The 21,756-nt window shown below is 43.3% G+C and carries 23 protein-coding genes; 11 read left to right on the forward strand and 12 right to left on the reverse strand.

Annotation, left to right across the window (positions count from 1 at the left end; all coding sequences use genetic code 11):
- Window positions 1-32 precede the first annotated feature (32 nt).
- The 4 genes from ACMXYS_RS12470 to ACMXYS_RS12485 form a co-directional block, all read right to left on the reverse strand.
- A complete protein-coding gene (locus ACMXYS_RS12470; protein ID WP_415892204.1) occupies window positions 33-896 on the reverse strand; it encodes a hypothetical protein in 864 nt (287 codons plus the stop codon).
- 107 nt (window positions 897-1,003) lie between these two features.
- The gene (gene groL, locus ACMXYS_RS12475) at window positions 1,004-2,653 is read right to left on the reverse strand and encodes a chaperonin GroEL (protein WP_415896706.1); all 1,650 of its coding nucleotides are present in this window, start codon (window positions 2,651-2,653) and stop codon (window positions 1,004-1,006) included.
- Window positions 2,654-2,717: 64 nt separating this feature from the next.
- Window positions 2,718-3,005 (reverse strand): co-chaperone GroES, encoded by a 288-nt coding sequence (locus tag ACMXYS_RS12480; protein WP_415881976.1) that lies wholly within the window; start codon window positions 3,003-3,005, stop codon window positions 2,718-2,720.
- A 150-nt stretch (window positions 3,006-3,155) separates the two neighbouring features.
- Window positions 3,156-3,659, reverse strand: coding sequence for an FxsA family protein (locus tag ACMXYS_RS12485; protein WP_415896707.1), 504 nt, complete (start codon window positions 3,657-3,659; stop codon window positions 3,156-3,158).
- A 450-nt stretch (window positions 3,660-4,109) separates the two neighbouring features.
- Between ACMXYS_RS12485 and ACMXYS_RS12490 the strand changes: the two genes are divergently transcribed.
- The gene (locus ACMXYS_RS12490; protein ID WP_415896708.1) at window positions 4,110-4,877 is read left to right on the forward strand and encodes an SDR family oxidoreductase; all 768 of its coding nucleotides are present in this window, start codon (window positions 4,110-4,112) and stop codon (window positions 4,875-4,877) included.
- A gap of 74 nt (window positions 4,878-4,951) precedes the next feature.
- Here ACMXYS_RS12490 and ACMXYS_RS12495 read toward each other — a convergent pair whose 3' ends face one another.
- Entirely contained in the window at window positions 4,952-6,874 is a 1,923-nt protein-coding gene (locus ACMXYS_RS12495) for a PhoX family protein (RefSeq protein ID WP_415896709.1), read from the reverse strand.
- Between the two features lie 361 nt (window positions 6,875-7,235).
- Between ACMXYS_RS12495 and ACMXYS_RS12500 the strand changes: the two genes are divergently transcribed.
- From ACMXYS_RS12500 to ACMXYS_RS12515, 4 genes are all read left to right on the forward strand, one after another.
- Window positions 7,236-7,892 (forward strand): DUF2057 family protein, encoded by a 657-nt coding sequence (locus ACMXYS_RS12500; protein WP_415896710.1) that lies wholly within the window; start codon window positions 7,236-7,238, stop codon window positions 7,890-7,892.
- A gap of 55 nt (window positions 7,893-7,947) precedes the next feature.
- Entirely contained in the window at window positions 7,948-8,910 is a 963-nt protein-coding gene (locus ACMXYS_RS12505) for a porin (protein WP_415896711.1), read from the forward strand.
- Window positions 8,911-9,051: 141 nt separating this feature from the next.
- Window positions 9,052-10,419, forward strand: a complete 1,368-nt coding sequence (locus ACMXYS_RS12510; protein ID WP_415896712.1) for an AmpG family muropeptide MFS transporter — start codon at window positions 9,052-9,054, stop codon at window positions 10,417-10,419.
- Window positions 10,420-10,494: 75 nt separating this feature from the next.
- Entirely contained in the window at window positions 10,495-10,707 is a 213-nt protein-coding gene (locus tag ACMXYS_RS12515) for a hypothetical protein (RefSeq protein ID WP_415881983.1), read from the forward strand.
- Window positions 10,708-10,757: 50 nt separating this feature from the next.
- On the opposite strand, the gene ACMXYS_RS12520 is transcribed toward ACMXYS_RS12515, so the two are convergent.
- The gene (locus ACMXYS_RS12520) at window positions 10,758-11,240 is read right to left on the reverse strand and encodes a YajQ family cyclic di-GMP-binding protein (RefSeq protein WP_415896713.1); all 483 of its coding nucleotides are present in this window, start codon (window positions 11,238-11,240) and stop codon (window positions 10,758-10,760) included.
- A gap of 108 nt (window positions 11,241-11,348) precedes the next feature.
- Here ACMXYS_RS12520 and ACMXYS_RS12525 point away from each other — a divergent pair, with 108 nt between their 5' ends.
- Genes ACMXYS_RS12525 through ACMXYS_RS12535 form a run of 3 tightly spaced genes read left to right on the forward strand, consistent with a single transcriptional unit; the run spans window position 11,349 to window position 13,196 of the window.
- Window positions 11,349-12,248, forward strand: coding sequence for a 2-dehydropantoate 2-reductase (locus ACMXYS_RS12525; protein ID WP_415896714.1), 900 nt, complete (start codon window positions 11,349-11,351; stop codon window positions 12,246-12,248).
- 29 nt (window positions 12,249-12,277) lie between these two features.
- Window positions 12,278-12,844 (forward strand): cob(I)yrinic acid a,c-diamide adenosyltransferase, encoded by a 567-nt coding sequence (locus ACMXYS_RS12530; protein WP_415896715.1) that lies wholly within the window; start codon window positions 12,278-12,280, stop codon window positions 12,842-12,844.
- Window positions 12,845-12,872: 28 nt separating this feature from the next.
- On the forward strand, window positions 12,873-13,196 hold the full coding sequence (locus ACMXYS_RS12535; RefSeq protein ID WP_415881988.1) for a hypothetical protein: 324 nt from the start codon (window positions 12,873-12,875) through the stop codon (window positions 13,194-13,196).
- Here ACMXYS_RS12535 and ACMXYS_RS12540 read toward each other — a convergent pair whose 3' ends face one another.
- The 4 genes from ACMXYS_RS12540 to cobU are packed head-to-tail and all read right to left on the reverse strand — an operon-like array spanning window position 13,197 to window position 16,971.
- Window positions 13,197-14,756, reverse strand: a complete 1,560-nt coding sequence (locus tag ACMXYS_RS12540; protein ID WP_415896716.1) for an HDOD domain-containing protein — start codon at window positions 14,754-14,756, stop codon at window positions 13,197-13,199. It abuts the gene before it with no gap.
- 8 nt (window positions 14,757-14,764) lie between these two features.
- The gene (locus tag ACMXYS_RS12545) at window positions 14,765-15,379 is read right to left on the reverse strand and encodes a histidine phosphatase family protein (protein WP_415896717.1); all 615 of its coding nucleotides are present in this window, start codon (window positions 15,377-15,379) and stop codon (window positions 14,765-14,767) included.
- 21 nt (window positions 15,380-15,400) lie between these two features.
- Entirely contained in the window at window positions 15,401-16,456 is a 1,056-nt protein-coding gene (cobT, locus tag ACMXYS_RS12550) for a nicotinate-nucleotide--dimethylbenzimidazole phosphoribosyltransferase (RefSeq protein ID WP_415896718.1), read from the reverse strand.
- The gene (gene cobU / locus ACMXYS_RS12555) at window positions 16,453-16,971 is read right to left on the reverse strand and encodes a bifunctional adenosylcobinamide kinase/adenosylcobinamide-phosphate guanylyltransferase (RefSeq protein ID WP_415896719.1); all 519 of its coding nucleotides are present in this window, start codon (window positions 16,969-16,971) and stop codon (window positions 16,453-16,455) included. The genes cobT and cobU overlap by 4 nt, the downstream gene beginning before the upstream one ends.
- 137 nt (window positions 16,972-17,108) lie before the next feature.
- Here cobU and ACMXYS_RS12560 point away from each other — a divergent pair, with 137 nt between their 5' ends.
- Entirely contained in the window at window positions 17,109-18,287 is a 1,179-nt protein-coding gene (locus ACMXYS_RS12560; RefSeq protein ID WP_415896720.1) for an NnrS family protein, read from the forward strand.
- A gap of 64 nt (window positions 18,288-18,351) precedes the next feature.
- Here the strand turns inward: ACMXYS_RS12560 and ACMXYS_RS12565 are convergent, their stop codons facing one another.
- Window positions 18,352-19,335 (reverse strand): MDR family oxidoreductase, encoded by a 984-nt coding sequence (locus ACMXYS_RS12565; protein ID WP_415896721.1) that lies wholly within the window; start codon window positions 19,333-19,335, stop codon window positions 18,352-18,354.
- Between the two features lie 136 nt (window positions 19,336-19,471).
- Here ACMXYS_RS12565 and ACMXYS_RS12570 point away from each other — a divergent pair, with 136 nt between their 5' ends.
- Window positions 19,472-20,227, forward strand: a complete 756-nt coding sequence (locus tag ACMXYS_RS12570; RefSeq protein ID WP_415881995.1) for a FadR/GntR family transcriptional regulator — start codon at window positions 19,472-19,474, stop codon at window positions 20,225-20,227.
- 204 nt (window positions 20,228-20,431) lie between these two features.
- Window positions 20,432-20,977 carry a YhcB family protein gene (locus tag ACMXYS_RS12575; protein WP_415881996.1) on the forward strand — a complete coding sequence of 182 codons (546 nt, stop codon included), beginning with the start codon at window positions 20,432-20,434 and terminating at the stop codon, window positions 20,975-20,977.
- Here the strand turns inward: ACMXYS_RS12575 and ACMXYS_RS12580 are convergent.
- A complete protein-coding gene (locus ACMXYS_RS12580) occupies window positions 20,974-21,735 on the reverse strand; it encodes a Nif3-like dinuclear metal center hexameric protein (RefSeq protein ID WP_415896722.1) in 762 nt (253 codons plus the stop codon). The genes ACMXYS_RS12575 and ACMXYS_RS12580 overlap by 4 nt on opposite strands.
- Window positions 21,736-21,756 lie beyond the last annotated feature (21 nt).

Consider the following 21,756-nt stretch of genomic DNA (forward strand, 5'->3'; position numbering starts at 1 on the left):
TGAAAGCAGAATCTAAGATCATTTAAGCCGCTCTAGCGTTGTTCAAGCAGCAATTGCATATTATTTAGCTTCTGACGCACCTGCAAGAGATCCTGATTTAACTGACGACGCGTACCGTCAAAGGCACGGATAGCCTGCTCGTTCACTTTCACTTTACGTTCTAGATCAGCATTGCTTTTGCCTTCTACCTTAGCAAGACGATCAGTTAAAGTACGCTGCGCTTTCAAAAGATCATCCATCTGTTCTTTCGCCAGCTCATTTGTGGTGCGCATTTCAGATTCAACGCGCGACGTCAGCTTCGTCAGTTTAGCTACTTCTGCATTCACTGTTTTCTTTAAACCAGAAACACTCGCCAGCGTTTTTTTCTGCTGAGCAACCTGAGATTTTAGAGACTTAACCGTTTTTTCTTGCGCCTGAAGGGTTTTCTTTAAAGCTGCTAGCTCTTTTGCCTGCTTCTCAATCAGTGGCTTATTCTTTTTGTGGGCAATATCCCACAACTTAGCAATTTCAGAATCTAACTGTTTATCTTTCTGCTTTAAAACAGACTCTAACGAGGAAACATTGCCCTGCAGCTCTTCACCCGATTCAGCCGCGCCCTGCTCTGCTTCTTTCAACAAAGCTTCTAATTGAACAATCTGTTCCTGAGCTTTTTCAAACGTCGCTTGTTGAGATTGATACATCTCAAAACCAAAGTAGCCAAGCACAGACACCGCAACAACTAAAACAACCATCACTACGGATTGAACCACACCACCACCTGATGAGGCTGGCGCTGACGCAGGGGCTGGTGCATCACCAGATCGAGGTCGCATAGCTGAAGGTGCTGAGCGGTTTTCACCAGCAGGATCGGCAGGCCCAAAATTCGGTACTTCAATATTATCGTCGTCGCGGTTCATGGCTATCCATATACTAACTAAATTGAAATTCCCGCTATTTTACGCGGAAAAAAAAAGCCCCGCAAAAATGCAGGGCTCTTTAAAGCTTAAATAAGCGAGGGGGATGATTACATCATGCCGCCCATACCGCCCATACCGCCCATGCCGCCCATATCAGGCATGCCAGGTGCGCCACCTTCAGCAGGCTTATCAGCAATCATTGCTTCAGTTGTGATCATAAGACCCGCAACAGATGCAGCCGCTTGTAGTGCTGAACGAGTAACTTTAGCTGGGTCTAGGATACCCATTTCAATCATGTCGCCGTATTCACCGGAAGCTGCGTTATAACCGAAGTTACCTTCGCCTTTCTCACGGATGTTAGACACGATTACTGAGCCTTCTTCGCCCGCATTACCAACGATCTGGCGTAGTGGAGCTTCTAGTGCACGGAATGCAAGCTCGATACCTACAGACTGATCGTGGTTATCACCTTGTAGTTCTTTAACTTGATCCATCGCGCGGATCAGAGCAACACCACCACCAGGTACTACACCTTCTTCTACTGCAGCACGCGTTGCGTGAAGAGCGTCTTCTACACGAGCTTTCTTCTCTTTCATCTCAACTTCAGTTGCTGCACCTACTTTGATTACAGCAACACCGCCTGCAAGCTTAGCTACACGCTCTTGCAGTTTTTCACGGTCGTAGTCAGAAGATGTTTCTTCCATTTGTGCACGGATCTGGTTAACACGTGCTTCGATGTTGTCAGCAGCGCCGATACCATCAACGATTGTTGTGTTTTCTTTAGTGATAGAAACGCGCTTAGCTTGACCTAGCTGCTCAAGCGTCGCTTCTTCTAGCGTTAGACCTACTTCTTCAGAGATCACAGTACCGCCAGTAAGGATAGCGATATCTTCTAGCATCGCTTTACGACGATCACCGAAACCAGGGGCTTTAACTGCAGCAACTTTAACGATACCGCGCATGTTGTTAACTACTAGCGTTGCTAGCGCTTCGCCTTCTACATCTTCAGCGATGATTAGAAGAGGACGAGATGCTTTAGCTACGTGCTCAAGGATTGGCAGTAGTTCACGGATGTTAGAGATTTTCTTGTCAGCAAGCAGGATGAATGGCTGCTCAACTTCAGCAGACATGTTGTCTTGGTTGTTGATGAAGTAAGGAGATAGGTAACCGCGATCGAATTGCATGCCTTCAACAACATCCAATTCATTCTCTAGTGCTGTACCTTCTTCTACAGTGATAACGCCTTCTTTACCTACTTTGCCCATCGCTTCAGCAATGATCTCACCAACCTGTGCATCAGCATTAGCAGAGATAGTACCAACCTGTGCAATCGCTTTGTTATCAGCACAAGGAACAGACATACCTTGGATCTGCGCAACAACTGCAGCCGCTGCTTTGTCGATACCGCGCTTCAGATCCATTGGGTTCATGCCTGCAGCAACAGACTTAAGACCTTCGTTAACGATTGCTTGTGCTAGTACAGTTGCAGTCGTAGTACCGTCACCTGCAACATCGTTTGCTTGAGACGCTACTTCTTTAACCATCTGTGCGCCCATGTTTTCGAATTTGTCTTCAAGCTCGATCTCTTTCGCAACAGATACACCGTCTTTAGTTACAGTAGGAGCACCGAAAGACTTATCTAGAACAACGTTACGGCCTTTAGGGCCCAAAGTAGTTTTAACTGCGTCTGCTAGGATGTTTACGCCGTCTAGCATGCGTTGACGAGCATCGTTACCAAATAGTACGTCTTTAGCCATTTTCTAAAATCCTGTAATCAAATTCTTAAAACAATTAGATAAAGCGAAAAGTTCAATCGGAAGATTAGTCTTCCAATACACCGTAAATTTCGCCTTCGCTAAGAATTAGTAGCTCTTCACCGTCAACTTTCACAGTGTTAGCGTAGCCACCAAACAATACTGTATCCCCAACCTGAACAGTCAGCGCTTGACGCTCACCATTTTCCAGAAGACGACCTTCACCCACAGCAATAACTTTACCTTGGTTTGGTTTTTCCTGTGCAGAACCTGGCAGTACGATGCCGCTTGCAGTTGTAGCTTCTTCTTCGTTACGACGAACAACTACACGGTCGTGAAGTGGACGAATTTTCATCTGTTCTTTCTCCTGATCTTTATCTGACCAAAATAAACATATTTGTTTGGAATCGGGACAAACAAACTTAAGTTGCTTTCCCCTTTGAAATGCTAGGTTGGGGCATAAAAAATGAATTCAACGCTAGCCAACAACTTTTTTGTCTAGAAATTAATCCTTGCGCTCAAACTCACCGTCAATCACATCATTTGAACGGATATTACGGTCTTGTTGCTCATGGTTCTGATGCGTCTGCGATTGATGTTGAAAAGGGTCATTCGCATAAAATTGTGCTGAGCTTTGATGTTGCTGCTGCATAGCTATAACACTGAAGCGACTAAATAATGCTTTAGCAAACGCTTTGCGCGTGAAAGGAAGCAAGCAACTAAAACCAATCACGTCAGTAACAAAACCCGGTGTAACTAAAAGAGCACCACCAACCGCTAACACGATACCTTCAACCATCTCTTGGCCTGGAATCTCACCATTCTGCGCACGCTGCTGCGCCCGAGCCAGTGTAGATAGGCCTTGGTAGCGCAACATATTTACGCCTATAAATGCAGACAACAGTACTAAGCCAACTGTGTTCCACGCCCCAATCGCCTCACCTACATTTATTAGGACGGTGATTTCAACAATGGGGATAATGATGAACAGCAGAAAAAGAAACTTCATTTATTGCCTCTAAAATAATCGATAGCTCTATAAGAATAGGACTCATTATAGAGCTTCTAAACAGGTCCTACCTGCCTAAAATTAAACGTGCATAGAACTTGATTTTTTTACTAAACACACTCTTTTCTTTTTATGGCCAGACCAAAAAAATTCAACCCTAAACCAGAATTTTTCGTCATATTTTCACGCTTTTCGCGCTAAAAAATCGTCTAAAAAAAAACCAATACCAAAGTACTTATACATTTTGCACTGCGAAATTTCTATTTAAAAACATAGAGTTAGCATCTGCAAAAAAACAAAAAAATACCGGCCATGAGTATATTAAACTTATTGATAAATGAATCCATGGAGCAACGAGTAGACTTTTTTGCGAAAGCGGGATAAGTTTAAATTCTGCACAATGACGCAACGCACAATAAAAGAGTCAAACCGAAGTAAGGTAATCCTAAAATGGAACTCAAAGATAAAGTAATTGTTGTAACTGGTGGTGGCCGTGGTCTTGGTCGTTCAATGGCACTTGAACTAGCTGAACAGGGCGCAAAACTTGCTCTAGCTGACCTAAGCCAAGAAGATCTAGATACGACTGTTGGCCTTTGCATGGAAAAAGGCGTTGAAGCTCGCGCTTACATCTGCAACGTAGCTAAAGAAGACGAAGTAGAAAAACTATTCAATGACGTAGTAGCTGATTTCGGTACGCTACACGGCCTAGTTAACAATGCTGGTATCACTCGCGACGGTCTATTCATGAAAGTTGATCGCGAAACTGGCAAAGTTGTTAAGAAGATGTCTATGGACCAGTGGAACTTGGTAATGGATGTTAACCTAACTGGTACATTCCTATGCGCTCGTGAAGCTACGGCTCACATGATCGACTTAGGCGTTCCAGGTTGTATCGTAAACATCTCTTCTATCTCTCGTTCAGGTAACATGGGTCAGACTAACTACACAGCTACTAAAGCTGGCGTAGAAGCTATGGCTGTTACTTGGTCTAAAGAGCTAGCTCGCTACGGCATCCGTGCTGCATCCATCGCTCCAGGTTACATCGGTACTGAGATGGTTATGAGCATGAAACCAGAAGCTCTAGAAAAGATTGCTTCTGGCATTCCAGCTAAGCGTCTTGGTAAGCCAGAAGAAATCGCTAAGACTGTTACTTTCATTCTTGAGAATGATTACATTAGCGGTCGTTGCTTCGAAGTTGACGGCGGCCTACGCGTTTAATCTTCTTAGCTCCATAAAAAAACCGGCTTTCGCCGGTTTTTTTATGCCTGTTGATTGCTTTTAAAGTACTGCTCTTAAGCCCCAACCACTCCGCCGTCTTCACGTGTTATCACTACAATGGTTGAACGCGGCTTACTATCACCACCAGCAGGAAAGTGCGAAGGCTTACCCTTCTCTCCTGGGTGTTGAATCCCTACAAACATAGATTTTTGATCTGGAGAGAACGTCAATCCCGTCACTTCGCAGGCTATGGGTCCCGTTAAGAAACGATGAACTTCGCCCGTTTCTGGATCTGCACACAACATCTGATTGTTACCCATACCAGCAAAATCATCGGCATTGGAGTATTTACCATCGGTCATGATCCAGAGACGGCCACCTTTGTCGAAACCTAACCCATCCGGGCTATTGAACATATTTTCGGTAGTGATGTTACTACTACCCGCTAGCAGCCCATCTTGATAGATGCTTGGGTTGCCCGCGATCAGGAACAGATCCCAACTAAATTCAGTAGCCGTATGATCGCCGTTCATTGGTGCCCAACGTACGATCTGTCCGTACTTATTCTCCGCTCGCGGGTTTGGCCCACCAATAGGTTGCCCATCTTTCTTGCCTCGATGTTTATTATTCGTCAGTGTACAGCAAGCACTCGATTTATTAGGATGCACGGCAACCCATTCAGGTCGATCCATGGTCGTTCCACCCACTTGCGTTGCTGCTAAACGAGTGTGGATAAGCACTTCGGCCTGGCTTTTAAAACCATTTTCTGGCGTTAATCCATTCTTACCGAAAGTAAGCTCCAGCCATTCGCCTTTGCCTTTCAGTTCACCGTTATCAGCACTGAACTTAGCTACATATAAAGTACCATCAACTAGAAGATTACGATTTCTACTCTGATTATTAGCATCATATTTACCTTTTGACACAAATTTATACAGATGCTCACCGCGCTCATCATCTCCCAGATAGACCACAACATGACCTGAGTCATCAACCATGAGAGCTGCATTCTCATGTTTAAAGCGACCAAGCGCTGTACGCTTAAGCGGCTTAGACTCAGGATCCATTGGATCGATCTCTACTACCCAACCATGGCGATTCGGCTCATTTGGGTTTTTAGCTAGATCAAAACGCTGATCAAACTTACTCCACTGATAACGTTTATCTTCCGTTTTTAAGCCGTAACGTTTTTGTTCAGCCGGGATAATATGAGCGTCATCGTCAGTACCAAAATACTTATGGAAGTTTTCTTCACAAGTTAGGTAGGTGCCCCAAGGCGTTTCTCCATTGGCACAGTTATTAAAGGTACCCAATACCTCAAGACCCGTTTGGTCGGCAGCTGTTTTAAGCAGATCATGCCCTGCCGCTGGCCCTGTCAACTGCATTGAAGTATTTGCAGTAATCCGACGATTCAATTTACCACTACGATCAACGACCCAGCCCTGAGCGGTTTGCTGAATTTCAAAAACAGACACGCCGTGAGCATTTTGTGCTTTCAGCACGTCATCGGCAGTAATCATATCGCCCTTGTGGTCATACAAAAGATCAGTGTTGGTGTATTCATTATTAACAACCAATACTGCGCGATCGCTAGATAAAGGAAACAATGACATGCCATCGGTATTATCACCAAACTGCAGTGCCTGAGCAGACGCCGGCGTTCGTCCTGTTGGATCAAACTCTGGTGCATCGTCAAAGATAGGGTCCCCCCAAGAGATAAGGTTACTCACCTTATAGCCCTTTGGCACAACCACTGTATCTGCTGTGCTACTGGCAATAGGCTCAAACCCGATAAGCGCACTCTTAACTTGAGTTTGAATTGCAGCCTGTACAGAGTTTGCAATAGGCGACATACCGATAAAAGCTCCTAAACCAAGCGCGCCAGCCCCAGTCAAAAAGCTACGGCGGCTAACCGCCTTATCTGCTAGCTGAGTAAACTCTGAATCTTGTTCCGGATTTAAATTACTGCATAGATCATGTGAATTGTTATAGCTCATAGTGATTCCACTAAAAAATCAAAGTGCATCTTTTTGTATAGCCCTATGCTTGGGCACCAGAAATCAAAGCTAGTCCTCCTTAATGACATATCAATTAACGTTAAATGAAGCTATTGCTAAAAATAGAGTTATTAGATCATTAGACAAAACTTTTAAAACAAAAAGGTTAACTTTAGAACAAAAACAAAACAATCGATCAAAAATAAACCACACATAAAAAAGGCGTTTCAAAACAGAAATATCTACGCAATAAAAACTTAAAGAAAATAAATTCCAGTACAACAAAAAAGAAACAATTCTGAAATAAAACTCGCCTACCATTGCGCCGCAACAACGAATTAAATCTTGCAAGGCAATAATTTTGAAACCCTTAAATAATATTTTATTAACCGCATTGACTGCATTTTCCTTAATTGCGTCCAATTATTCTTACGCTGACAACACCCTCTTATTAGAGGAAGGCGTTAATTTAATTGCAGTTAATGGCTCAGAAGTTAATTCAGATAAACTATTTAACGGCAGAAACAATTACAAATTACCCAATGGTTCAAATCAGATCCTTGTAAATTATACCGCTGAAGTTAAAAAGAGTGGTGACTTTGAAATAGAGAAAAGCAAAGCCTTTGTTCTACTGTTCGAAAGCAATAACAGCCAGATTTCTCTGGCAGCACCAGTAATTGAGCGCATTAAAGATCTAGAAAAATTCGAACAAAATAAAAACTGGATCTTAAAAAATAGCGCAGGCCAAAACATTCCTTTCAAAGTAAACATTATAGAGAAAGATGGCTTTCAGTTAAGCAGAGACTTTGAAGAAGAATTAGAAAAGTTCAATCAAAGCAACGCTATCGCTTCACTGCCTAAAAGAAAAATAACCCTTCCATACAACACTAATAACAAACAGACAAAAAATAGTGTTATTAAAAAAGAAAGCATGACAATGGAAATGCTTATTTACTGGTACAACCAAGCCGATCTAAATACTAGAAACTCTTTCAAAGAGCTTATTAAAAACAAATAAGCCTTCACAAATTAAAAGTTAAAAACCTTATATTAAAACTCCTTGGAGAGAAGACATGAAAAAGCTGATTCTGGCTTCTGCTATTGCTGCGCTTGCTGCTAATTCGGCAACGGCTGCAACTATTTACGACGACAAAGGCCTTACTTTCAAAATTAAAGGTGACTGGCAGGTTCAACTGCGTGACAACGCAAGTAAATCTAAAGACGCTGAAGTGGAATTTGACGATCTAGAGATCAAAAACTCGATCGCTTACGATCTAGGAAATGGCCTAACTGCATACGGTCAGCTGGATTTTGGTTTCAAAGACGAAGCTGAAGGTAAAGGCCCTGATGGATCGGACCACCTCGAAGAAGCTTATCTAGGTATGAAAGCGCACAACATGTCTGTTCAAGTAGGTAAAATGGATAATGCCGCTGACGACTTCGGTGTAGAAAAAGCAATCGAAGAAGCACTAGGTAAAGACGTTTTTGACGAGTTTGGTTCTATCGATGGAGATGACGTAATTCGCTTTGATGCAGACTTCGACGTTGCTCGTGTGGCAATCTCCCATGAACTAGAAGCTGATGGCGAAGATAGCTCTAACAACGAATCTACTGAAATTTACGTTGAAGGTGGTTTCGAGGCCGTTACTCTAGGTGCAGCATTCCAAACGGTTAAAGCTACACCAACTTCAGAGTCTGAAGACATCTGGGGTGTAAGTGCTGAGTTTGATGCAGGTTTCGCAACATTCGGTATGGACTACGGTGTTTCTGACCAAGGTACTAGCAACAACGATGTTGCGATGACTAACGTTGTAGCTACTTTCAAAGCAGCTAAAACAACTAAAGTTTCTGTTGGCTACATGGAGCACGATTACGACGCTGCCGACATGGATGAAGAAGCTTTCTACGGCAACGTAACTTACAAATTCCCGACTCAGAAAAACGTTTCTGTATTCGCTGAAGTTACACACCGCGACGATGACGCTGGTACGGATTATGACCTAGACCTACTTGCTGGTATGCGCATCAAGTTCTAAAAGTTTAAGCCACAGCTTGTCCCCCCCTTCAGACAAGTTAATGCTAAAAAACTTTAGGCTCAGTTTTTACTGGGCCTTTTTAGTTGCTATAGATCTATTCGAAAGCGACAATAAACGCCTATTACAAGGAAGGCGTCATATATGTCATCAGTTGATTCCAAAACTGAATCTTGGCTCGATACAGCTAAAATCTATCTTCACCCTAGAGCAATCACACTTCTGTTTTTTGGTTTCTCTTCTGGCCTTCCTATTTTGCTCGTCTTTGGCACTTTATCCTTCTGGCTTCGTGAAGCAGGCGTTGAACGGAGTTTAATCACCTATTTCTCCTGGGTTGGTTTAGCCTATGGCTTCAAATGGCTTTGGGCTCCCTTAGTTGATCGCTTAAGCCTCCCCTTACTTTCAACTTGGCTTGGTAGGCGCAGAAGCTGGTTATTGCTTTCGCAGATCATGCTCATCATCGGTTTAACCGGGCTTGCCTTCTCCAATCCCCATGAAAACCTTCAATACATGGCGTTGTTAGCACTAGTAGTCGCTTTTAGTTCTGCGACCCAAGATATTGTGATTGATGCCTACCGTATCGAATCAGCTGGCGAACGCTTACAAGCCGCCATGGCTGCAACTTATATGGCTGGCTACCGCATAGCGATGATTGTGGCGGGTGCCGGTGCACTTGCGATCGCAGCGTGGACCTCAATTTCACCTGAAAGCTATGACATCAATTCTTGGAAGTATGCCTACTTAATCATGGCCTCTTTAATGCTAATCGGCATGATCACAACCTTTTTAGTAAAAGAGCCAGCTTCTGTTGAGATGGACACTGAAACGCTTGAGCAACAACAAAAAATTATTGAATTTACTCAACGTAATGCTCACCTTCCCGATTTTATATCACGCTTTTTAGGCTGGGCTTATATCGCTATTGCTTGCCCATTTATCGACTTTGTACGTCGTTACGGTATGCAGGCCCTTATTATTCTGGCGTTAATAGGCACTTACCGAATTTCTGACGTTATTCTTGGAATTATCGCTAATGTTTTCTATGTCGATATGGGCTTTACCAAGGAAGAGATAGCGCAAATCATCAAGATTTATGGCGTAGTCATGACCATCGTTGGCGCAGGACTTGGCGGCATTCTGGTTAATCGCTTTGGTGTAAGAAAGATCCTGTTCTTAGGCGCGCTGTTAGTATCTCTAACCAATCTTCTATTTGCTTGGCTTGCTACTTTAGGTAATGACACCACAGCACTTACAATCGTTATCTCTCTGGATAACTTGAGTGGCGGTATCGCTACCGCGGCCTTTGTCGCCTACCTATCTAGCCTGACAAATATTCAATACTCTGCAACACAATATGCCCTTTTCAGTTCGATGATGTTGCTATTCCCTAAATTTCTAGGCGGCTTCTCTGGGGGCTTTGTCGATAGCTTTGGCTATCCTTGGTTCTTTACTGCAGTTGCGATCATCGGCTTACCCGTATTGATATTGATCTGGATCAGCCCAAGAAAATAAATAGGAATCATTATCATTTACATTCATGAAATTCTGGGTTACTCTTCTTAACACTTAACAAGGAGGGATATACCGATGACTTATATGATTGACGCTTGGTTTGAACGTAACAACCCTTACCTAAGAGTTATTCACCGCTCTACGGGGATTTCAGTCGTTAATTGGCAAGGCGATACGCTAACCAGCAAATTACAAAGCGGGGCTATCTGCGTAGACGACTTTGAAGCTACACCTTCGCAGGATCTAGTAAAAGAGATATTTCTTCTGGATTGCTTAGAACAAGATTAATCAGGTGAAAAATCATTCACCTGACTTTGTTAAGGCGGTAACAGGTTGGTTTAGTCGCGGAAGTTATTAAACTGCAGTGGTAATTCAAGGTCTGCTTCACGCAGCATTGCCATTACACTTTGCAAGTCATCGCGTTTCTTGCCTGTTACTCGTACCTGCTCACCCTGCACCTGCGCTTGGACTTTTAGCTTGGCATCTTTAATTAATTTTACAATTTTCTTAGCCAATGGCTGATCTAGGCCTTGCTTAAGAATCACTTCCTGACGTGCGCGCATATTCGCTTTTTCTGGATCTTTAATCTCCAAGCAACGAATATCAATTTTGCGGCCCGTCATCTTAGTTTTAAGCACATCCATCATCTGCTGCAGCTGAAAATCAACTTCTGCCTGCAACGTAACTGTGGATTCAGTTTGCTCAAACCGCGCATCAACACCTTTAAAATCGTAACGCATCTGAAGTTCACGATTAGACTGGTCAACAGCGTTGGTAACTTCGTGCTGGTCTAGTTCAGACACAATATCGAATGATGGCATGAGGCTTCTCCCTATTTTTTTGCCGATTCTAGCTGACCTTTACCTCCATTTCACGTCACAATAGAGAGATAATAAGATCCACAATGCTGAAGATTAAGAGAATTAAGCATGAAAGAGAGATGGTACATACTTGGCGCTGGCTCAATTGGAAATTTATGGGCCTGTAATCTCATTTCTGCGGGTTTCCCCGTCACTCTTATTTTGCGTAATTCGGCTAAGCTTTCTCGATTTGAAGTAAACCGCGGCATTCTATTAGCTGATCAAATGCATAGTTGCGAAGCTGATCTCCCCAATAATTCGTCGCTTATCCAACAACTGATTATCACGACCAAATCCACTGATACTCAAGCCGCTTTCAACTCGATCAAGCATCGACTTGCCGATGACGCACATGTTGTTGTGCTGCAAAACGGCATGGGCAGCCAGCAATGGATAACAGATCAATTACCAAACGCTGAAGTTGCATGGGCATCAACAACAGATGGTGCATGGTTAGAATCTGAATTCTCTGTTGTACACGCGGGCAAAGGGATTACTCGTATCGGATCACCCGATAAAATGCTCGAGTGGTTAGAACAATTAAACTGTAGTTTCTTAGATTTACAACCTGATCCAGAAATAGCTACAACCTTGTGGCGCAAGCTAGCGATTAACTGCGCTATAAACCCTTTAACTGCGATCTTTGGCTGTAAAAATGGCGAGTTAGTTAGCAACCCTAACTATCTAAATGAGATGGTATTAATCTGCAATGAGGTAGAAAAGGTCATAACTGCACTTAATCTAGAGCTATTTGATGGCCCTTTAATTGACCATGCTTGTCAGGTAGCTGAATTAACCGAAAATAATTTTTCCTCGATGAACCAAGATGTGAAACATGGCCGTATAACTGAGATTAATCAGATCACCGGCTATCTATGTGAGCAAGCAGACAAACTAGATATCACGGTGGATATCAACAAGTACTACCTTGGAAAAATTAGGGAACTACATCCTCATAGTGATGCCTAATCCAATGGTGTCCTTCTCTAGGAGCAGTCATGAATAACAGGCTTAGTAAGATCTATACCCGTTCTGGCGATCAAGGCCAAACTGGTTTGGCCAATGGTGAGCGTGTATCCAAGACCGATCTTCGAATCGAAGTGATCGGCACGGTCGATGAACTTAATTGTGCCATAGGCATTGTAATCGCAAGTCTGCCTTCAGATGAATCAATTACGAACCTGCTGCAAACCATACAGCACCAGCTATTTGATCTAGGCGGCGAGTTAGCAATTGCAGACCCTAGCTATGTCGTTATTACTCAGACAGAGATAGAATACCTAGAGGAACAACTGGACTTACTGAATTCAGAGATACCGCCTTTAAAAGAGTTTATTCTCCCAGGCGGAACTGTTTCAGCTAGTTATACCCATTTGGCGCGTAGTATCTGCCGACGCACCGAAAGGCGAATCATAGCACTACTCCAAGATGAGTCAGCTCAGGTAAATCCTAACTCTGGTATTTATCTAAATAGGCTGTCCGATCTGCTTTTTGTGGCAAGCAGAATAATAGTGTTAAGGCAGGGCGGTGAAGAGATTCTTTGGCGATCCAAAGAAGTTAGATAATACAACTCACCTAATGGGAGTAATAAAAATGAGAGCGCTGTTTTTTTCTGCGTTAATGCTACTAACACCTGCAGCTTTTGCTGACTGCTCAACAGATCAAACCATCTGTGAAGCTAAATGTTCAGTGAAACACTTTACTGATGATGCCGCTGAGCTAGGCTGTAAATCAAAATGTGTGGCTCAACGTGCAATGTGCTCCACCGAATCTGGTGCCAAAACCGTTGTAGAGAAAGGCGGTGAAGTTATCGAAGATGGCGTTGAAGTGAGCAAAGACGTTATCGATGATGGCGTTGAGATCAGCAAAGAAGCTTGGGAAGATACTAAATCATTTGTGAAAGGCATGACTGAATAGTCATGCCGTTTGTCTGGCTTTACTGTCAGCGTACATTAAAGCTAGACGCGTTTGCGTAGAGAACTGGTTAAACGTATTAAAATCCTCTTCGGATACAGGCCCACGTCCTTTTAAGCGATCCGCATACAGCATACCAATAACCCGTTTTCCCATAGTAAGAGGTATTAATACGAATCCCTGACACCCTACCTGTTTTACAAAGTTGGGCGGTAGTCGTTTATCCCATCCATCTTCTTCTAAATCATTAACTAGCAAGGTTACTTGCTTAGCTAAGACCTTAAAGAATAGATCATCCGCTTTACCCGACTTATCCCGTTCAAAATAAGTTTGTAGAGGGTCAAGTTCATCCCCTTCAATAATTTTGACCGAAAGATGTGTGTTTGATTTGCTAAGTAAACAAAGCATACTGCGATCAAACTGACCGCACTCACCGATCGCTTCCACAACTAACTTAAAGACTTCGTGAATCTTGCCATCCGCAGCAATTAACTCTGTCAATTGATTCAGATAACTTAGCTGTTTTGAGTTACGTTTAGATTCTGCAATAACTTTTGTAGAATGCTCTGGGATGCTTTCAGTTTGCTCAACCTCCTCTAGCTCCACTTCATTGTGAGCCAAAAAGGCAAGCTGGCGAACCATATCATCTTTAGCAACATTTCCACTTTCTGAGTATTCAGGAATTAGCGAACGAGCCTTCAAACCGTAACTACGGCTAACTTTAGCAACCCGTTGGAAACACTGAAGCGTAATTTCACCAACTTCATCAAAAGGTATATCCCCAGCAAGGGAAACGGCATCTACAACCTTATCGTATGGCTGTTCGTTATTTTGATCCTGTCCATATAGCTGCTGTACTAAACCATGACTGAGCGTAGGTAAGGCAGAAAGCATATCGCTTCGCTCATCAATATTCCCTAAATCCAAAGGGGACATTGTATTTAAGATCTGTTTTGGATACCCCCAACCAGCGGCTAGTTCCCTACCTAACTCACTAAAACTCATACCTAACACTTCAGCCTGTATTCGCGGCCATTTTTTCTCGCCTCTTTCCTTTAACCTGAGCATTTTTCGATACTGCTCTGGCAAGGTGCAAGCAACCATGATTTCGCCCAATCCAAATAATAGGGAAGCCATATAAGCCTCTTCTGGATCGACTGATTTCCGGCTCTTTAATGCAAGTTCCTTAGCCATGTTGGCACTCAAGAACTGTCGCATCATCATCCCAGGTACATCTAAATCAGGATTTTCGTCATGAAAGCTTTCAATTAATTTAAGAGTTAAACTGATATTTTTAATCTGATTAAACCCGAGTAAGACCACCGCTCGGGATACAACCGTAATATCACCTTGACCTCTTTTGTACGTAGGTGAATTAGCCAATTTGATCAGTTTGGCTGATAAGCCCGTATCTTTCATGATCGCCATAGCCAAAGCCATAGCATCGCTTTCTTCTGATGCGCTAATCTGCTGTATACGATTGACCGTAGCACTAAACACCGGAAGATCACCTAAACGATCTAAGCTGCGATGAATATTTTTAAGCGTTTCGGTATATTTCATTCGTTATCCTATACGACAGAATCAGGTAAGTGCTGGATATTACTACTTAATAACTGCGGCCAACATTGTTTTGAGTCATAATCAAACCGCAGTTTAGTAAAATGCGCATAATCAATCGCAATTCGCCTCCAATGATCAGCTTCAATGCCCAAGATATCCCCAATCAGGCACCGAATCACACCGCCATGAGTTACAACCAAAACTTTTTTTTCAGGTAATTTTAGCAACCGCTCTTTAACCATAGCTATTCGTTGCTTAAATTGCTGAATAGTTTCGCCATTTGGTGCAGGGTAATCCTGCGGCGCTTGCCAAAACTTATCTGCTGCGACGGGGTTTTCGCTATAAACCTGCTCAAAACTAACACCATCCCAGTCACCAAAATCCAGTTCTTGTAATTCATCCCAGACTTGCAACTCGATTTGCCTAGTATTGGCTAACCAGCGCGCACTCTCCAAAGCCCTCTTTAACGGCGAACTCACAACTAAGTCCCATTCACCATTTGCTAAAACAGCTTCACAGGTAGACTGGCCTTTTACAGACAACGGACTATCGGTACGGCCTAAATAGACGCCTTTAAGTGCAGGTTCACCATGTCGGAACAGGTCAACAAACAAAGTATCCAAAAGAGATCCTTACTATAGGTTTTAGTCCGACTTCTCGCTCACACCAGCACTAGAGAAGGTCGCCATCTGTTTATGAAGCAAGCAAGCCGTTTGAATAACACTTACCGCTGTTGCCGCACCGCTGCCTTCGCCAAGGCGCATATCCAACGCTAACAAAGGCTCAGCAGACATGGCAACAAGTACTTTATGATGAAATTTTTCCGCAGATTGATGACCAAAGATCATCCAGTCTTTAGCTAAAGGGCAAATTATACTAGCCATATATGCAGCCGCAGTGCTGATAAACCCATCCACAACAACCGTAATGCCTTCCCTTGCTGCCGTCAGATAAGCGCCAACCATCGCTACGATTTCAAAACCGGCTAAGGATTGAAGCAATTCAAAGGGAGAATCGCCTTTACATTGATGTAGCTTAAGCGCCTGATCGATTACTGCCGTTTTATGTTCAAGCGCGTCACCTGATACGCCCGTCCCTGCTCCAACTACTTCTTGGGCTGTTAGGCCCATTGCCGCGGCTAAAACTGTGGCAGCAACGGTTGTATTACCTATACCCATTTCACCGGCGATAAAGAGTTGAGCGCCCGACGATTTAGCTCTTAAAACCGCCTCCTCTCCCACATTAAGCGCAGTAACCAATTGCTCACTGTTCATCGCTTGGCTCTTCGAAATATCAGCACTTTGCGAAGCGATTACTCGATTAAGCACATTGTGATGATTAACAGGCACCACCGTCCCTAAATTTATCACCTCAAACTTCGCTTTCAGTTGCTTAGCTAAAACAGCGATTGCCGCACCGCCTTCGGCAAAATTCAGAATCATTTGCGATGTAACTTCTTGCGGGAACGCGGATACATTTTGAGCAGCCACCCCATGATCTGCAGCAAAAATAGAGATGCTTACACGATCTGCCGAAGGTAATGGCTGCGCTTGCATTGCAGCCATTTGCACAGCTATTTTTTCCAATACACCTAAAGAGCCGGGTGGTTTAGTTAGGTTTCCTTGATGAGATAAAGCAGCTTGTTCAGCTTCAACGTTTAAAGATTTAGCTTTAATCTGCGACCATTCCTGCAAATTCACTTAACATCTCCTTTGACAGCCATTGGGATACCCGCCACCGTTAACGTCACCACTTCCACTACAGCAGCCAAATCTTGATGTAATCGACCGGTATTATCTTGAAATTGACGACTCAATTCGCCCATGGGGACAATACCCCAACCGACTTCATTTGAAACCAGTATTAAGTCTCCATCAAAATCATCCACAGCAGCAGTTAGCATCTTCATGCCTTCCTGCATAGGTTCCAAACCTTTTAATAACAGATTGGTTAACCACAGAGTTAAACAATCAACTAAGACCGTTTTTCCCTTACCACTCAAACTATTGAGTGCATCCGGCAAGTCAAAAGGGATCTCTAGTATCTCCCATTCGCTGGGTCGATTCTGACGATGAAGTTCAATACGCTGCTCCATCTCCGAGTCTTGTGCTTGAGCGGTAGCGATATACACAACAGGCTGGCCCGTAGCGGTAGCTCTTTCTTGCGCCACCTGACTTTTACCCGACCTAGCACCCCCTAATATTAACTGTCGCACTGATATTCCTCGTCAAAAACTCATTGTCAGATAAATAAAATGAACGTTAGCATTCTTTTAAGATGTATTTTTAATACACATTCAATGATTCTTAGTGTAGATTATAACACTGCTGATATAAGCGGCGGAGAGATCCCATGATCCAACTACAAGAAAGACGCACCCCTTCACCCTTTTCACTTTTTAATTTGGCATTTCGCCCATTTTTCTTAGGTGGCGCACTCTCAGCCATACTTTTAATGGCTGCGTGGCTAGTTATCTATAGTGGCGGCATTCAACCTCACCACTATAACTATGGGGTATTCTGGCATGCACACGAAATGCTATTTGGATTCTCTTTAGCGATCATCGCCGGCTTTTTAATGACCGCTGTTAAGACATGGACTAACGTGCAAACACTTTACAGCTGGCCTCTAGCGGCACTTTTTCTACTCTGGTTTAGTGCCCGCTTAATGCCTTTATTCCCAGCGATTGAACCTTGGTTGATTGCAGTTACAGATTTAGCTTTCGCCCCGATGGTAGCCGCTTGCGTTGCTTGGCCGGTGATTAAGTCCAAAAATTATCGCAACTTGATGTTTGTTCCTCTCCTGCTTGGCTTCTTTGTCGCCAATCTACTCATGCACCTACAACTACTTGGCTATAGTGAGGCAACTGCGGCAAAAGGGATTCAGTTAGGCCTATTTTTAGTCATTATGGTGATCTGCATTTTAGGTGGGCGTGTTATCCCATTTTTCACAGAGCGCGGCGTTGAAGGTGTCAAAGTTAAAAAGTACGTTTGGCTAGAAAAAGCGATCATTCCCCTGACCGCAATTTGGGTCGTTTTAAGCCTAACAGGGATTGAACCTCTAATTATTGCAATCAGTATGCTACTAGGAGTAGCAAACCTGATTCGAGTCGTTGGCTGGTTCGATAAACGAATCTTGGCTGTACCTTTAGTCTGGATTCTGCAGTTCGGCTATCTATTCGTATCAGTGGGATTTATTCTTTATAGCTTAAGCTTACTTGATCTGGTTCGCACTTCAATTGCTTACCATGCATTTGCTGCAGGAAGTATTGGGGGATTAACACTAGGTATGATGGCAAGAGTTTCCTTAGGACATACCGGCCGCCCTCTGAAAATTGGACCGTTAATTATCACTGCCTTTACTCTGATGCTTCTAGCTGCAGCAATACGATTAAGTGTTGGGTTATTACCTCTTTCTTATCTAACAACGCTGCATCTATCTGGAACTTTATGGATACTCGCTTGGGTGCTTTTCTTAATTAAGTACACCCCAATCCTTATAAAACCGAGAGTTGATGGTTTATACGGTTAAATTAGTATCTATAAAAAAAACGGCTCTAAATAGAGCCGTTTTTATTCAATACAATTACTGACTATTAACTATTCAAATCAACAACCACTCGGCCTTTCACCTGACCATTAGTTATACGCTCAGCATAATCCGGCAACTCATTAAGAGCGATGATCTGAGCAATATCCCCCACAGCGTTATCAGGTAATTGAGTTTCTAGTCTTTTCCAAGCTTCAAGACGACGATCATAAGGGCACATCACTGAATCAACCCCTTGCAAGCGAACATTACGCAATATAAAAGGCATAACCGTGGTAGGCAGTTTGAAGCTTGCAGCAAGACCACATGCAGTAACGACTCCGCCATAGTCAGTTTCTGACACAATTCTGCCCAAAATAGTATCACCTACAGTATCAACAGCACCGGCCCAGCGCTGTTTCTCAAGTGGTCTAGCAGGCTCTGCCATCTGCTCTCGACTAACAATTTCTGAAGCACCCAAACCTTTCAGATAACTCTCTGTTTCAGGGCGGCCCGTAATAGCTGTCACTTGATAACCAAGTCCCGCCAAAATCGAAACGGCAACACTACCTACACCACCAGCGGCACCACTAACAATGACTGGACCTTTATCAGGTGTTACACCGCCCTCTTCCAGAGCCATGACGCATAGCATTGCAGTTAAACCTGCTGTACCGATCTGCATAGTACGAACAGGATCCATGCCTTCAGGCAGAGGCACTAACCAATCTGCATTTAGGCGAGCATACTCGGAAAATCCACCCCAATGGTTTTCTCCTACACCCCAACCTGTCAGTACAACTTTATCGCCTTTTTGATAACGATCATCAGCACTCTCTTCTACTGTGCCAACTAAATCGATGCCCGGAACCATAGGAAAGTTGCGAATAATTTTGCCCTTGCCCGTAATGGCTAAACCATCTTTGTAGTTTAACGAGGAGTAATCGACTTTAACCAAAACATTCTGATCTGGTAATTGATCCAGACTCAATTCCGTCACTTCTGCTACTGTCTTACCGTCGTTTTGATTTAACACGAGCGCTTTGAACATGTCGATCTCCAAACTTATTTACCTATTTGTCATACAAATATAAAATAGATTTTTATATGATACAAGCTATGATGTTATTGTTTCAGTTTATGTAGAATAGCTTATTCGTAGTATTAGCAATCCTATGGAGTAATACGTGAGCCTAGAAGTAGCCCCGATCAATAAGTCCAGCTTGTCTAAACAAGTCGCTGACCAATTACAGGAAGCGATTTTAGATGGTTCTCTAAAAGCAGACGATCGCCTTCCTACAGAAGGTGAACTAGCTGAACGCTTTCACGTATCCCGCCCTACGGTTCGAGAAGCACTCAAGCGCTTAGCTGCTAAGAACTTAATTCGTTCACGCCGAGGGCCTACTGGCGGCACGTTCGTAAACCACTTAGGTGCTGAAGAGCTCAGTGACCAGATGACTACCGCTGCAACCCTGTTTGTCAGCATGAATCAGATATCTTTAACTGAGGTGAGTAGCACTCGATTAGAGTTAGAAAGCTTATGCTGCCAACACGCCTGCGCAAATAGGTCCGAACAAGACCTAGAAAAACTGCGAGCTGAATTAAATTATCAATCCAATACCAATATCAGCCCTGAAGATTTCTGTGCCGCTGATGTTCGCTTCCATCGTGCTATTGCCGATGCAAGTGGTAACCGTATGCTGAGTTTTGTGATGTATTCGTTGATCGAGGCTCTGCAACCGGTTGCTAACATGATTGCTTACCGTTTCCGGGAAAGAGAAATTATCTTAGGGCAACATCGTAGACTACTAGGTGCGATTGAAGATCGAGATATCAATTTAGCTAAAGCTATCATCAAGGAACAGATTGAGTATCTCGATCAGTTACATTGCGAGGCCCAGTCCTCTCATCAAAAAGCGGCAGAACAAAGCGCCTTAAAGTGATGATACGGATAAATTCGACCAATCTATAGTTCATTTATCCGCGGATAAAGTCGAAAATTATTTATTATAGGCAGGAATAGATAATTGATTTATCCTTGCACAAAGCTCGCAAAGATCCCTTGATGCTGTACCTTATAAAATAATTCAGGCTCTCTTTGTCAGCACCTAATTCAAATTAAAATGCCAAGTTTATAAGGAGTTTTTGTGGAAAACGTTTGGCTTATTAGTATTGCAGCCCTTGTTGTTGGCGCCGTAATTGGTTTTTTGATGGGACGTTCTGGCGGAGGTGCACAACGTCAAGCAGAACTCGCTGAAAAACTTGAAAGCACCCAAAAAGAACTAGACAGCTACAAGACCGAAGTAACTGAACACTTTGAAAAAACCGCAGCGCTAGTTAACAACCTGACTAACAGCTACAAAGATGTTCACGAACATCTTGCTACTGGCGCGCAAGGCTTATGTCAGCCAGGAAGCGTTGATCTAGCCATTGAACCCTCTTTGACTCCGAAACTAGAAAGCGAAGCAGAAGAACCTTCAGCTGAAGCAAAACCTACTACCGACACAGAACAAGCAGAAAGCTCTTCAGAACCACCTAGAGATTACGCACCTAAATCACCTGAAGATGAAGGCACGTTATCTGAAACTTTTGGTTTGAAAGAGGAACAGGAAACTAAAGAGGAAGAGCAGGTTCCTGCTGATGCGCCTAGCAATGTAGACGCAGAAACAGCAGAGCCTAAAGCAAAAGTTTAAACGGGATTGTCTATATCGATAAACTGGTGCTGAAGCCCAAATTTCAGCGCCAGCTCTTCACCTAATGCCATAGCACCATAACGCTCCGTTGCATGATGGCCTGCAGCAAAGTAGTGAATACCATTCTCTATCGCACTGTGGAAAGTTGGCTCTGAGACTTCACCAGAGATAAAAGCATCTAAGCCCTGTTCTATCGCCTTCTCTATATAGCCTTGAGCACCACCCGTGCACCAACCAATCTTTTTAATAGGATGATCTCCGCCTTTAATCAGCAAAGGCTCACGTTCTAGAACCTTTTCTATATGATCAGCCAATACCTCTGCAGACATAGCTTCAGGCAACTCTCCCGTATTCCCAATACTGCGCGGATTACCAAGCTCTAAAGCACCAAAGCCTTCAATGTCTAAAAGCTTAGCCAACTGGGCATTGTTACCAATCTCAGGGTGAGCATCTAATGGCAGATGATAAGCAAGCAAGCTTATATCATTATCTAGCAAGGCTTTGATGCGACGTTTTTTAATCCCTGTAATGCAGCTATTCTCTCCTTTCCAAAAAAAACCATGATGCACTAACAAAACATCAGCCTTTTCATCGATAGCTCTATCTATCAAAGCTTGAGAAGCCGTTACACCAGATATAACTTTACTAACATCACTTCGCCCTTCCACTTGTAGACCATTCGGACAGTAATCTTTAAATTGGTTTGGCTCTAAGCGCTGATCTATATATGCAATTAGATCTGATAGTTTTACCGACATTATTCTGTTATCCATTCACAA

It is taken from the genome of Neptuniibacter sp. QD57_21 (assembly GCF_047778075.1).
Taxonomy (GTDB): Bacteria; Pseudomonadota; Gammaproteobacteria; order Pseudomonadales; family Balneatricaceae; genus Neptuniibacter.

Excerpts from the sequence above, each read along its gene's own strand:
- ACMXYS_RS12470 (WP_415892204.1), bottom strand. The coding sequence starts at position 896 with ATGAACCGCGACGACGATAATATTGAAGTACCGAATTTTGGGCCTGCC.
- groL (WP_415896706.1), bottom strand. The coding sequence starts at position 2,653 with ATGGCTAAAGACGTACTATTTGGTAACGATGCTCGTCAACGCATGCTA.
- ACMXYS_RS12480 (WP_415881976.1), bottom strand. The coding sequence starts at position 3,005 with ATGAAAATTCGTCCACTTCACGACCGTGTAGTTGTTCGTCGTAACGAA.
- ACMXYS_RS12485 (WP_415896707.1), bottom strand. The coding sequence starts at position 3,659 with ATGAAGTTTCTTTTTCTGCTGTTCATCATTATCCCCATTGTTGAAATC.
- ACMXYS_RS12490 (WP_415896708.1), top strand. The coding sequence starts at position 4,110 with ATGGAACTCAAAGATAAAGTAATTGTTGTAACTGGTGGTGGCCGTGGT.
- ACMXYS_RS12495 (WP_415896709.1), bottom strand. The coding sequence starts at position 6,874 with ATGAGCTATAACAATTCACATGATCTATGCAGTAATTTAAATCCGGAA.
- ACMXYS_RS12505 (WP_415896711.1), top strand. The coding sequence starts at position 7,948 with ATGAAAAAGCTGATTCTGGCTTCTGCTATTGCTGCGCTTGCTGCTAAT.
- ACMXYS_RS12510 (WP_415896712.1), top strand. The coding sequence starts at position 9,052 with ATGTCATCAGTTGATTCCAAAACTGAATCTTGGCTCGATACAGCTAAA.
- ACMXYS_RS12515 (WP_415881983.1), top strand. The coding sequence starts at position 10,495 with ATGACTTATATGATTGACGCTTGGTTTGAACGTAACAACCCTTACCTA.
- ACMXYS_RS12520 (WP_415896713.1), bottom strand. The coding sequence starts at position 11,240 with ATGCCATCATTCGATATTGTGTCTGAACTAGACCAGCACGAAGTTACC.
- ACMXYS_RS12525 (WP_415896714.1), top strand. The coding sequence starts at position 11,349 with ATGAAAGAGAGATGGTACATACTTGGCGCTGGCTCAATTGGAAATTTA.
- ACMXYS_RS12530 (WP_415896715.1), top strand. The coding sequence starts at position 12,278 with ATGAATAACAGGCTTAGTAAGATCTATACCCGTTCTGGCGATCAAGGC.
- ACMXYS_RS12535 (WP_415881988.1), top strand. The coding sequence starts at position 12,873 with ATGAGAGCGCTGTTTTTTTCTGCGTTAATGCTACTAACACCTGCAGCT.
- ACMXYS_RS12540 (WP_415896716.1), bottom strand. The coding sequence starts at position 14,756 with ATGAAATATACCGAAACGCTTAAAAATATTCATCGCAGCTTAGATCGT.
- ACMXYS_RS12560 (WP_415896720.1), top strand. The coding sequence starts at position 17,109 with ATGATCCAACTACAAGAAAGACGCACCCCTTCACCCTTTTCACTTTTT.
- ACMXYS_RS12565 (WP_415896721.1), bottom strand. The coding sequence starts at position 19,335 with ATGTTCAAAGCGCTCGTGTTAAATCAAAACGACGGTAAGACAGTAGCA.
- ACMXYS_RS12580 (WP_415896722.1), bottom strand. The coding sequence starts at position 21,735 with ATGTCGGTAAAACTATCAGATCTAATTGCATATATAGATCAGCGCTTA.